Source organism: Mycobacterium parmense (assembly GCF_010730575.1).
GTDB classification, from domain to species: domain Bacteria; phylum Actinomycetota; class Actinomycetes; order Mycobacteriales; family Mycobacteriaceae; genus Mycobacterium; species Mycobacterium parmense.
In genome coordinates this window covers 1,709,170-1,721,787 of the sequence record NZ_AP022614.1, presented here as the reverse complement: position 1 = coordinate 1,721,787, position 12,618 = coordinate 1,709,170, and the positions used below count along the sequence as shown (strand labels likewise).

Genomic DNA, 12,618 nt, shown 5'->3' with positions numbered 1-12,618 from the left:
CGCGCGCCGTGTCATTTGCACCGGACGAGCTACAGCACCTGGTTCGACGCCGGACGAGCTACAGTCCCTGGTTCACGTCCCGTTCTCCGGTTTCCGATCAGCAGACTCAACCTTGCCGTTTGGAGGCTCCCATGTTCGTTCACAACAAAGATCTTCAATTCGAAGTTCGCGTAGGTCAGCCCGATCCTCGCTTCGCGTCGCTACTGATGGAGCAGTTCGGCGGCGCCAACGGAGAGCTCACCGCCGCCATGCAGTACTTCACCCAGGCGTTCGTGCTGCGCGAAAAGAATCCCAGGCTCTACGACTTGTTCATGGACATCGCCACCGAGGAGTTGAGCCACCTCGAGATGGTCGGGTCCATGATCACCATGCTGTTGGACGGGCTCAACGACAACCTCAAAGTCGCTCACCAGCAGTGTGATTGGATGCCGGCGGTGGCCAGTCGCGATGGCCGGGAACAAGCCATTCACCAGGTCGCGGTCAACCCCATGTTCCTGGTGCTCAGTGGCGGCGGCCCGGGCGTCAAGGACTCCGCGGGCAACAATTGGACGGGGGCGTTCATCGACGCCAACGGCGATCCGACGGTGGACCTGCGCAACAACCTCGCGGCCGAATCGCGGGCCAAGGTCGTCTACGAGTACCTCAAGCAGTTCACCGATGACCCCGGTGTGCAGGACACGCTCACCTTCCTGATGACACGCGAAGTGGCGCACTACCAACAATTCACCGCCGCGCTCAACGAGCTGCCGGTCAATTTCCCGCCCGGGATTCTCGCTGGCGACAACCGTTTTCAGAACGTCGCGTTCAACATGTCCAACGGCGGCGGCGAATCGGTGCGCGGTCCGTGGAACGAGGGTCAGGGTCCGTGGCCCGAGGGAGTGCAGTGGGAGTACGTCGAGAAGCCCGAACAGCAATGGCTGGGCACCGACATACGCAAAAACACCGGCGCGCAACGTAACCCGGCGGGCACCCCGGCCGTCGAGGGTGACAAGCCTTTCACCCACGAGCAGCGCGTTCCCACCACCTGACCCATCACCGAGGCCCGCCGGCCGGCGCGTTGCGGCGCCGGCGGGCCGCTCCTCGCTCGCAACCACAATCGACGACACGAACGGACACTGACATGGACGCATTGACATTTCTGCGCCAGGACCACAAGAGCGTGCTGGGCATGCTGGAGGTGCTCGACGGGGCACCCTCGAAGAAGGGAAGCCAGGTCAGCGGCCTGGAAACCATGGTGACGAACTTGGTCATCGCCGAGTCGCAACACGAGGCCATCGAGGAACAGTTCTTCTGGCCGGCCGTCCGCAGGGCCCTGGAAGACGGTGACGCGCTGGCGGACACCGCGATCGCGCAGGAGCAGGAAGGCAAGAGGCTGCTGCAGCAACTCGAAGACACCCGACCGGGGCAGCCGGAGTATCAACGGGCTCTGCAGGCTTTCGTCGCGGCGGCCCGTGAGCACATCGCCTTCGAACAGGAAACGGTGTGGCCGAAGTTTCAGGCAGCTGTGGGCAGCGAAGAGCTGGAAACCATCGGTCGCCGGCTTGAGACGGCCAAGAAGGTCGCTCCCACCCGGCCCCACCCGAACACCCCGCCCAGCGCCATGCTGCTGAAGACCCTGGGCATGGTCACGGCCGTTGTCGATCACCTGCGAGACGCTCTGAGCGGCCGGGCGGCCAAGAATCCGCCGGACCCGCAGATCCACTGACACGCGAGCGCAGCCGGTCGGGGTCCGCGTTCACGCCGCGGGCGCAGACCCCGACCGGGTGCCGCGTCGCTTTGTGCGGCTCGGAACACAAAGGTTTGGGTGTAAGTCGATTGGTTTATACGAGGCCATGGCCAGCGTGTTAGAGCCCGTGTCACCGTCCGGCGAGCAGTCCGACGGTCAGGTCCCGACAACGCCGCGCGAACTGGACCTTCTCACCGACGGTGCATGGAGCTGCCTGCAGCAACTCGCCCGGTCGCTGCGCGTCGACGAAGCCGACCGCGACGCCACACTGAAAGCCATCGTCGTGAAGGCCACCGCCACCATCGACCCGGTCGAGGCGGCCGGCGTCATCTTGCTGGAGAAGGGCAAGGTAATTCCGCAGGCGGTGCACGGCGAAGCTCCGGCGGTGTTGGATCGCCTGCAGCAGCGCACCGGCGCCGGGCCGTGCATCGACGCTTCGCGCGATCAGCGCAGCGTCGAAATCACCGACATGCGCACGGACGGCAGATGGCCGAAGTTCGGCCAGCGCGCGATCGAACTGGGCGTGCATTCGATGCTGTGCCTGCCGTTGTGGATCGACGATCGCACGCTGGGTTCATTGAGTCTGTACGCCGGCCTCCCGGCCGCCTTCGAGGACACCGCGCGCCGGTTCGCCGAGTTGTTCGCCACCCACGCCGCGTTGGCGATCGGTGACGCTCAGCGCACCGGGCGGCTGCGCCGAGCGATGATCAACCGCGATCTGATCGGCCAGGCCAAGGGCATCCTCATGGAACGACACCGCATCACGGCCGACGAAGCCCACGACCTGCTGGTCAGAGCGTCCAAGCACACCAACCGCAAGGTGGTCGACCTCGCCGGGGACCTCGTTACGACCGGCGGTGTGCACATCCCGTGATCGGCCGGTCCCGACACGAAACATACCGAGGGACAACCTAACCCGGTTGAGTTGCCACGTCGGGCGCGGCGCGCGTCGAACGGGCCCGCGGGTCAGGGGGGCTCGCCTGAGCCCGGTCTGACTGCGGCACCTTCAGATGTCGTCCGTATACGAGCTCGAACACCGGTGTGGCCATGAGCGTCGTCACGACGGCAACGATCACGAGGATGCTGAAGAGGGTTGGAGTGATGATGCCGGCCTCGAGGCCGATGTTGAGCAGAATCAGTTCGATCAGTCCGCGGGCGTTCATCAGTGAACCCAGCGCCATGGATTCGCGCAGAGGCACCCTTCTCAGCCGCGCGGCCAGCGTGCACGCGATCCCTTTCCCGGCGATCGAAACCGCGAGAAGCCCCAGGGTCGCCGCCCACAGAGCGGGGCTGTTGACGAGGCCGATGCGGGTGTTGAGCCCGGAGTACACGAAGAACAGCGGCAGCAGAAACGTCGTCACGATCGGTTCGAGGCTCGCGGTGAGACGTTGTGCGAAGAATCCGGACGGCATGGCGACGCCCAGGACGAATGCGCCGAAGATCGCGTAGATACCGATGCTGTCGGTGAGCCAGGCGCATGCCATCAGCAGAATGAGGACCGCGCTCAGCACCGCTGGCGTCACCGTTTTCCGGCGTTCGGATACCGTACCGAGAACACGCAGCGCTTTGCGTCCCACGGTCAGGACCAGTAGCGCATATGCGATTCCGCCCAGTATTGCCGTCGCGGCCACGGCGGCGCTGCCGCGGTGGATGGCGAGCACGGTTGCCAGGATGCACCACGAGAACGCATCGTCGGTGGCGCCGCATGCCAGCGCCAGCGTGCCAAGAGGCGTTCCCGACAGCCCCCGTTCGTAGATGATTCGGGCGAGCATGGGGAAAGCGGTCGTCGCGATGGACGCGCCGAGAAACATCATCGCCATGACGAGTGTGACGCTCTTGTCGAAATATCGTCCGGTTGTCAAAAGGGGCACGGCCACCAGGGCGCCCAGGGCGAGCGGAACGAGGATGCCGGCCGCCGAAACCGCAGCCGCGGTACCGACTCGATGCTTCAGGAGGCCGGCGTCGAAGTTGAGGCCGATGAGGAACATGTACAGCACCAGGCCGATCTGCGCCGTGGTGTACAGGACGATCGTCGTCGGCCCCGTGGGAAACACGTGATGCTGTAAGGCGGGCGCTATCCTGCCCAACAGTGATGGCCCCAGGAGAACGCCGGCCACCATCTCGCCGACCACCTGCGGTTGCCCGAGGCGTTGTGACACCAGACCCACCAGGCGGCACGCCCCGAGAATCACCGCCAGTGCAAGGAACAGATGGGCAGCGACAGCTGTGGGCACGCGTCAGCTCCGGGATCTCAAAGTTCGGACGTCGGGCAGGTCGTCCGGAATTTGGCCGCCGACGCCGATTCGTCGCGGAGCGATCTCACCGGAGCCCGATTCGGACAATCCAACTGATCCCCGATGGTCACGGGCGCTCGACGGCCAACCCGGCCCGTCGCCGGCGCGACGTCGGCAACCGGCCGCTCTGGCATGACATCCTCCGCCCTGGCTCCACGCTTCCCCGCTTGCCAGGAACCGCGTTTAGGGTAACGTACTTAACTATTAAGTAACTAGGTGTATCCGCGTATGCGGGAGGGGTTGCTGGTGGACGTGCAGGCGCAGCTGTCGCAACTGAACCCGGAGGCGCGCGCGGCTCTCGCCCAGAAGATCAGGACAAGGCTCTCCGGCGGTGACGGCAGCGGTGCGACCCACGACGTCGCCGTCGTAGGCGGGGGAGCCGCGGCGTTGACCCTGGCGCTGGGACTGCGCCGCACGCGACCCCGGACGCGAATCCTCGTCATCGACCCGCATCCGCACCCCGTCCCGGAGATCACCCATACCGTCGGTGAGTCGACGGTGGAGATCTCCGCCCACTACCTTCGGGACCGCCTCGGCCTCGGCGATCATTTGCACACGTCGCAGATCCGCAAGATGGGTTTGCGGATGTTTTTCTCTCACGACGGCAACACCGACATTGCCCAGCGGATGGAACTCGGCAGCTCCTCGTTCATACCCCAGGTCACCTACCAGATCGATCGCGGCAGGCTGGAGAACGAGCTGCACCGTCTTTGCGTTTCGGAAGGCGTCGAGATCACCTCTGGCCGAGTGCGATCCGTGGAACTCGGTCAACTGGGTCGACCCCACTCCCTTCGCATTCAACGCGGTAATACGACTACCCACACGACGGCTCGGTGGGTCGTCGATGCGTCCGGACGCAATCGAACGCTGCCCCGGCAGCTGGGACTCAGGCTCGCCAACGAGCACCGCTGCAACGCTGCGTGGTTGCGGGTTGCCACCGAGATCGACATCGGCCGGTGGAGCGATGATCCGGCCTGGCGGAGCCGCCTTGTCGAAGGCGACCGGGCGATGTCCACGAATCATCTTATGGGCGAGGGATACTGGGTCTGGCTCATCCGCCTCGCGTCCGGTTCGACCAGCGTCGGCATCGTTGCCGACCCGGCCTTCCACCCGTTCGACGGGTTCAATACTCTCGCCAAAGCCCGGTCGTGGTTGTCCGAGCACGAGCCGCAATGTGCTGCGGTCCTGGACCGGCACGCACACCTGATCAAAGACTTCAGGGTGATGCGCAATTACAGCCACACGGTTACCAAAGTGTATGACGGACAGTCACGTTGGTGTCTCACCGGTGATTCTGGCGTCTTCCTCGACCCTTTGTATTCCTCCGGACTGGACCTTATCGCGATCGGCAACGAGCTGATCACCGACATGATCGTCCGCGAACTCGACGGCGAAGACGTGGTCGCGCGCGCCGGGATAAACGACTCGCTGTTTCGTTCCCTCGCCGAGATGTGGCTGAACGTGTACTGCGGACAGTATCCGCTCATGGGCTCGCCTGCCATCATGTCGGCGAAGGTGGTCTGGGACATCGCCTTTTATTGGGGATTTCTCGGCCTTCTGTACAGCAACGGCCGATTCCTCACCGTCGCCGACGATCCGGGCGTCGTTCCTGCACTCGAGGGCCTCATCGAACTCAGTAACCGCATGCAGCTTTTCTTCCGGGAATGGGCGGCCGTAGAACGCGGTTGCCCCGCGGTGCAATTCGTTGACCTCTACTCACCGCTGAATTTCATGGTGACGCTGCACACCGCGATGATGGGCAAAGCCCCTGACTTCACGGCACGGTTCGATGCGAATATTCGACTGCTGCGCCGGCTGGCGGGTCAACTGATCGAGACCGTTGTCACCGACAAATGCGATGCGTTCTGCGAGGACGACGTCATGCGACAGGTGCAGGCCTGGCAGCGAGACTCCTTGTTGAGGGACCTCAGATCCACCTACCGCCACGGGCAGCATCACGACCCGCTCAGCGCGAACTGGATCGTCGAAACCGCAACGGCCCTCGAATTCAGCTGAGCCGTCGAAGGATTGATGAAAGGCCGTGTTACATACTCTGCTTGACCGGCGGCGATCCAGCTCGAGCTCCAGGCCTTAGCGCGAAAGGATAGCCATGCTCGCCGAACCAGGCTCCCGCACGCCGCTCGCGATCGTCGGTATCGGGTGTCGGTTTCCCGGTGGCGCGGACACACCGGAGGATTACTGGCGCCTTCTGTGCGGTGAAACCGACGCGACGCGCACCGTCCCCGAATCGCGATGGAGCGCCCAGAGATACCACGACCCCAATCCGGCGAAGGTCGGCAAGATGGTCACTCGCCGCGGTGGGTTCCTCTGCGAGATCGATCAATTCGACCCCCAGTTCTTCGGCATCTCGCCGCGGGAGGCGAACCTGCTCGATCCCCAGCAGCGACTCCTGCTTCGGACAACCTGGGAGGCGCTGGAAGACGGGGGGATACCCGCAGAGAGCCTGGCCGGCACCGAGGTCGGGGTGTTCGTCGGTGGTTTCACCCTGGATTACCAGCTTCTACAAAACCAGGGCCGCACGAGCCGCTACCGCTTCAAGACACACTCCGCCACCGGAATGATGATGACGATGCTGGCGAACCGCATCTCGTTCGCCTTCGACTTCCGCGGACCGAGCATGACGATCGACACGGCGTGTTCGAGCTCGCTCGTCGCGGTGCACCTTGCGGCGCTGAGCATTTGGAACGGCGAATGCGACGTCGCACTCGCCGGAGGGGTCAACGTCATGATCGGCCCCAACACCGCGATCGCCGAATCTAAAAGCGGATTTCTCAGTCCGGACGGGCGGTGCAAGGCTTTCGACGAGTCGGCCGACGGGTACGCGCGGGGAGAGGGAGGCGCGATGGTCGTCATCAAGCCGCTCGAAGCGGCTTTGCGCAACGGTGACGAGATCTATGCGCAGATCCTGGGCAGCGCGGTGTCGCAGGACGGCCACACCGACGCCATTACCGTGCCGAGTGCCGAAGCTCAAGAGGCGGCGATCAGAGCGGCCCTGCGCCACGCAGGCGTTCCCGCCGAGGAGGTCGGGTATGTGGAGGCACACGGCACCGGCACACCGGTGGGCGACCCGGTGGAGGTCCGGGCTCTGGCCAATGCACTGGCCCTGCAACGGCCGGCCGCGAACCCGCTGCTGATCGGATCGGTGAAGACAAACATCGGCCACCTGGAAGCGGGTGCCGGGGTGGCCGGCCTCATCAAGACGGCCTTGGTGCTCAAGAGCGGCTACATTCCGGCGACCCTGCATCTGACCAAGCCCAGCCCCCGGATTCCGCTGAGTGAGTGGGGTATCGACATTCCCCGTTCCGGGCGCCCGTTCCCCGTCGGTAAGCGCCGCGTCGCGGGGGTCAATTCTTTCGGCTTCGGCGGCACCAACGCCCACGTGGTGCTCGCGGAACCCCCCGCCACCACGGGTGTCACGGGTCCGCAGGATTGGCGGAAGCTGCCCACTGCCGTCTTGCCGATCTCGGCGCGCACCGAGGAAGCCCTCGTCGCGACGGCCCGCCGGTTGGCTGAGCACCTGGACGCCAACCCGGGCCTGCGGCTGCTTGACCTCGGTTACACGCTGAGCCAGCGCCGCTCCCAGTTGAACTGCCGCACCACGCTGGTGGTCGACGGCGTTGCCGATGCGCACGAACAACTTCGGGCGATCGCCGACTCGGGGCGCGTCGTCGCGAAGCGCACCGCGGCGCCCGCGCCCGCGCTGGCCTTCGTCTGCACCGGCATGGGGCCGCAGTGGTGGAAGATGTGCCGGGGACTGCTCGATGTGTATCCAGCGTTCACCGAGAGCATCCGGCGCAGCGACCGCGAACTTTCCAAGTACGTGGGCTGGTCGCTGATCGAGGAGCTCCTCACCGATGAAACCCGATCCCGCATGGGCGAAACCGACGTCGCACAACCCGCCAACTTCGCCATTCAGGTGGCGCTCGCCGAGCAGCTGAAGCAGTTCGGGGTGTACCCCGACGCAGTCGTCGGCCACAGCGCAGGCGAGGTGGCCGCGCACTATCTCGCAGGGGTCCTCACCTTCGAGCAGGCGGTCCACCTGATCTACCAAAGAAGCCGGCTGCAGCAGCGCACCAGCGGGCTGGGCCACATGCTCGCGGTCGGCTTGAGCGCCGAGTCGTTCACGCAGATCGTCGACGCCAGGACACGCGACGACGAGGACCGGCGACTGTCGGTCGCCGCGATCAACGGACCGTCGTCGATCACCCTCGCCGGCGACAGCGAGGTTCTCGAGGACGTCGCTCGGCAGCTGGAGGTTGAGGGGATCTTTCATCGGTATCTCACCGGGAAAGTGCCGTATCACAGCCACTTCATGGACGCGGTCAAAGACGACCTGAACAGCGTGCTCGAGCAGCTGTCTCCCGGCGCGGCGACCATTCCCCTGTATTCGACGGTCACGGGCGAACGGTTGGCCCGATACGCCGACGGCGCCGCCTATTGGTGGCAAAACACCCGGGCCACGGTGCTGTTCGAACCTGCGGTCCGGCGGATGCTCGACGACGGATACACCCACTTCGTCGAACTGGGCCCCCACCCGGTTCTCGCCTCGTCGCTTCTCGACATAGCGGCGACTCAGCACACCGACTGTGTCGTCGTGGCCGCCCAGCGACGCAACGACGACGACGGTCGCACCCTCATGCACTGCGTTGGCACGTTGCATTGCCACGGCCACCCGATCGCATGGGAGGCGCTGTACCCGCCAGGGGAAGGTCGCCGTCTCAAGCTTCCCCTGTACCCGTGGCAGTCCAAGCGCTTCTGGAACGAAACCCAGGAGGCAGCGGAGGATTTGCACTACAACCCGGTGCATCCGCTGCTGGGACAGCCGGTGAGCGGGATTCATCCGGCCTGGGAGGTCGAGCTGAACACCGCGACCACACCGCTTCTCGCGGATCACCGGGTGCAGGGGAGCACTGTGCTGCCCGGGGCGGTGTACATCGAAATGGCCTTGGCGGCAGCGAAGGTCACGTACGGGACTGTCGACTACAGCGTTGACCAGCTGACCTTTCGCCGCGCACTCATCCTCGACGACACCTGCGACCCAGTGCTACGGACCACCCTCAACCGGGACGCGGGCACAGTGGAATTCGCCGCTCTTACCGCCACGGCCGGCGGCGACGTCAAGTGGACGATTACCGCGACCGCAGAACTGAACACCCTCGCGCGATCGTCGGTACCCGCCCTCGGCCCCACCGGCACGCCGCCGCAAACCGCGACGGACGGCGACGAGTTTTATGCCCGCGCGCGTGCCGCCGGGTTCGACTACGGCGACGCATTCCAAACCATCACGCGGATCACGTCCGGCGAAGGCTGGGCGACAGCACACCTCGCACCACCCACGGCGCTCGGCGAAGAGCTCGATGAGTACCGGTTCCACCCGGTACTCATCGATGGGGCCTTTCAAACGCTGATCGGCACGGCTGCTCTCGGGCGCGAGGCCGACGACAGCCCCCACCTACCCGTCCGCATCCGAAGAAGCGCCATTTATGCTGCGCCCCAACATGATATGACCGCCCACGTGCGTGTGGTGTCGACAACCAGCGACGAGGTCGAAAGCGACATCGTGATCACCGGTGACGACGGACAGACGCTGGCCGTGTTCACCGGCTTCACGTTGCAAGCGTTGAGCAACTCTTCTCACCTGTCGCCCGAACGTATCGACAAGGGCCTCTACGAGATTCATTGGGTTGCCCAGCGCGGCGTCCCGGACGAGCGGCCCGCGACCGCAAGCCCGCCGGAGCGCTTGTCGTGGCTCATCTTGGTCGACGCCGGCGGCGTGGGCACGTCCCTCGCGGAGCAACTGCGCCGAAGCGGCCAGCAGGTCCGGAAGGTGTTGCGCCGGCCGGTCCCCGCGTTGGCGAAAGTCGACGGCGGGTACGCGCTGAACCCGCGCCAACCCGAGCAGCTACGCCAGCTGTTGGACACGCATCTCGCAACCGACGGCAGCCTCACCGGCATCATCGACTGCTGGCCGCTGGACATCTGCGCCGAGCCCCGCCGGGGCGCGGTCGCGGACACGGCCGACACGAACGACGACGTGGGCGTGTTCACGATCCTGAATCTGGTCAAAGCGGTGACCGAACACGGCGTCTTCCAACCTCGGCTCTACCTGATCACCGCCAACGCACAACCGGCTCCGGGCACCGAGGCGCTCAACGTCCACCAAGCCGCCATCTGGGGGCTGGGCCGAGTCATCGGACACCAGGAGTTCGCCGGCCAATGGGGCGGACTCATCGACATCGACGACGCCGACGGCGGCGTCGGGAGTGCGGCGCGTATCTGCGAACACATCCTCACCGACGACCCCGAGGACCAGATCGCGATCCGGGACCACACGACATTCGTGCCGCGGGTGCGCTCGAGTTCGATTCTGACGCAGGCGTTCCCCACCAAACTCTCGCCCGACGCGACGTACGTCGTGACCGGCGGAGCCGGCGCCCTGGGTCGTGTCGTGGCGTTGTACCTGGCCGAACGCGGAGCGCGGCACATCGCCCTGCTGGTCCGAAGCCAGATCCCGCCGAGGGCGCAGTGGTCGTCGCTACCCGCAGACCACCGGCATCGCCCCACCGTGGACATGATCGGCAAGGTCGAGCGCCTCGGCGCCCGGGTGAGCACCGCCAGTGTCGACATCACTCGCGCCGACCAGGTGGAGAAGTGGTTGAGCGGCCACCTCGGGGAAGGGGGCCGACCCGTACGCGGCATCATCCACGCCGCAGGAACGGTCGACGACCGGCTTCTGGTCAACATGACCGAGGCCGATTTCGCCGCCGTGATGGCTCCGAAGGTTGACGGTGCTCGGGTGCTACACGAGGCGTTTCGGGACCACGAGCTGGAATTCTTCGTGATGTTCGGGTCCGCGGGGTCGGTCGTCACGGCACCGGGGCAAGGCAACTATGCCGCCGCCAATGCGTTTCTCGACGCTTTCGCGCATTACCGGCAGGCGCAGGGTCTGCCGGCGCTGACGATCGGGTGGGGACCGTGGTCGGCCGGCATGGTCGAAGAACTCAAATTGGAGGAGATCTACGCGCAGCGAGGTATCGAGCTCATCACACCCGCGGCGGGCACCCGGATACTTGATCGGCTCATCAACCAGAAGGCGCCGAATGTCATTGCTATCGGGGCAGACTGGGGGCGTGTGCTCCGCGTCGGGTTCGGCAGAGAGTTGCCGCCGATGTTCTCCGAGCTCAGAACGGCCGAGATCGACTCGGAGACTGTGGATTCGGAGTCGTCGATGGTCGAGTTCCTTTCGCGATGTCCGGAAGCCGACAGGCTCGACGTGGTGGCGCGCCAGGTTCGGAACATCGTTGCCGCGGTCTTCGAGCTCGCCGTGGACGACATCGCCCCCGACGACGCCCTCGACGACATCGGCTTGGACTCGATGATGGCAATGGATTTCCGATTGCGGATCAGCGGGGCTTTCGGGATGGACATTCCGCTGCTGGAACTGCTCAGGGGCGTCAGCGTCAACTCGCTGGCCGTGCGGATACTCAACGAGCTGTGCCTGACCGCCGCCCAGCCGCCCGAGGATTCCGGCGACCGACCCGGCTCTGCCGAAGCCGACGACGCGGTCGACCGATTGCTCGAACAGTCGTCCGAGGCCGAGCTGCGCGAATTGCTGGCCGAGCTCGAGGGGCAACCGATCGAGCAGGACACCCGGGAGATGCGCGCATGAGCCGCACCCTGCGAAGGCAGAACGGGTCGGCGCCGGCGGTGACGCACACTGACCGCTCGTCCGCGGTGATGGTCCGGGGACTTTCGAAGTCTTACGGACGGGTACCCGCGGTGCGCGATCTGGACCTCGACGTGAGCTACGGGGAGATATTCGCGATTCTGGGGCCCAACGGCGCGGGGAAGTCGACGACCATCGAGATCCTCGAGGGCCACCGCAAGCGCGACGCCGGATACGCGCGGGTGCTGGGCGAAGACCCGGGAGTCGCGGGCAGAAGCTGGCGCGCCAAAATCGGCATAGTGCTGCAGGAAGCCAGCGACGCCGGGATGCTCACCGTGTCCGAGACCGTGCGCATGTTCGCCGACTGCCACGCACAGGCGCGCGCACCGCAGGAGGTGCTCGAACTGGTTGGGCTTGCTTCCCTTGGCAATTCGAGAGTACGGACCCTATCCGGTGGGCAGCGCCGGCGGCTCGACGTCGCCATTGGCATCATCAACGTGCCGAGCCTGCTATTTCTCGACGAGCCGACGACCGGCTTCGATCCGGAAGCCAGACGACGCTTCTGGGACCTCATCCGCTTACTGGCCGCCGACGGCACCACCATCGTGTTGACCACCCACTATCTCGATGAAGCCGCAGCGCTGGCAGACCGGGTCGCAGTGATCGCGGGCGGCAGGGTGGTGGCCGTCGACTCCCCGCAACGGTTGATCGACTACGTGAGCTCGACCGCGACGGTCCGATGGAGGCAGGGAGATGACATCTACGTCGAACAGACAGATCACCCGACCGAACTGATCAGACGGCGGTCCCAGGACGGGACGGAACTGGCGGAGCTGACGGTCTCTCGACCAACGCTGGAAGACGCCTACCTGCACCTGATCGGGTTGAGTTGATGAACCTTCTCCCCACAG

The 12,618-nt window shown here is 65.3% G+C and carries 7 protein-coding genes; 6 read left to right on the top strand and 1 reads right to left on the bottom strand.

What is annotated here, in order from left to right:
- The first annotated feature begins 131 nt into the window (after nucleotides 1-131).
- From G6N48_RS07855 to G6N48_RS07845, 3 genes are all read left to right on the top strand, one after another.
- On the top strand, nucleotides 132-1,028 hold the full coding sequence (locus G6N48_RS07855; protein ID WP_085271572.1) for a manganese catalase family protein: 897 nt from the start codon (nucleotides 132-134) through the stop codon (nucleotides 1,026-1,028).
- Between the two features lie 92 nt (nucleotides 1,029-1,120).
- On the top strand, nucleotides 1,121-1,705 hold the full coding sequence (locus G6N48_RS07850) for a hemerythrin domain-containing protein (RefSeq protein ID WP_085271571.1): 585 nt from the start codon (nucleotides 1,121-1,123) through the stop codon (nucleotides 1,703-1,705).
- A gap of 127 nt (nucleotides 1,706-1,832) precedes the next feature.
- A complete protein-coding gene (locus tag G6N48_RS07845) occupies nucleotides 1,833-2,600 on the top strand; it encodes a GAF and ANTAR domain-containing protein (protein ID WP_085271570.1) in 768 nt (255 codons plus the stop codon).
- A 37-nt stretch (nucleotides 2,601-2,637) separates the two neighbouring features.
- On the opposite strand, the gene G6N48_RS07840 is transcribed toward G6N48_RS07845, so the two are convergent.
- Entirely contained in the window at nucleotides 2,638-3,960 is a 1,323-nt protein-coding gene (locus G6N48_RS07840) for a cation:proton antiporter (protein WP_085271569.1), read from the bottom strand.
- 288 nt (nucleotides 3,961-4,248) lie between these two features.
- Between G6N48_RS07840 and G6N48_RS07835 the strand changes: the two genes are divergently transcribed.
- The 3 genes from G6N48_RS07835 (at nucleotide 4,249) to G6N48_RS07825 (ending at nucleotide 12,600) form a co-directional block, all read left to right on the top strand.
- Complete coding sequence (locus G6N48_RS07835) at nucleotides 4,249-6,036, top strand: NAD(P)/FAD-dependent oxidoreductase (RefSeq protein ID WP_139825998.1); 1,788 nt, start codon at nucleotides 4,249-4,251, stop codon at nucleotides 6,034-6,036.
- 94 nt (nucleotides 6,037-6,130) lie between these two features.
- A complete protein-coding gene (locus G6N48_RS07830) occupies nucleotides 6,131-11,710 on the top strand; it encodes a type I polyketide synthase (protein ID WP_085271568.1) in 5,580 nt (1,859 codons plus the stop codon).
- Nucleotides 11,707-12,600: an ABC transporter ATP-binding protein gene (locus G6N48_RS07825; protein WP_085271567.1), complete on the top strand. Its 894-nt coding sequence runs from the start codon at nucleotides 11,707-11,709 to the stop codon at nucleotides 12,598-12,600. Before G6N48_RS07830 ends, G6N48_RS07825 begins: the two co-directional genes overlap by 4 nt.
- Nucleotides 12,601-12,618: the final 18 nt, after the last annotated feature.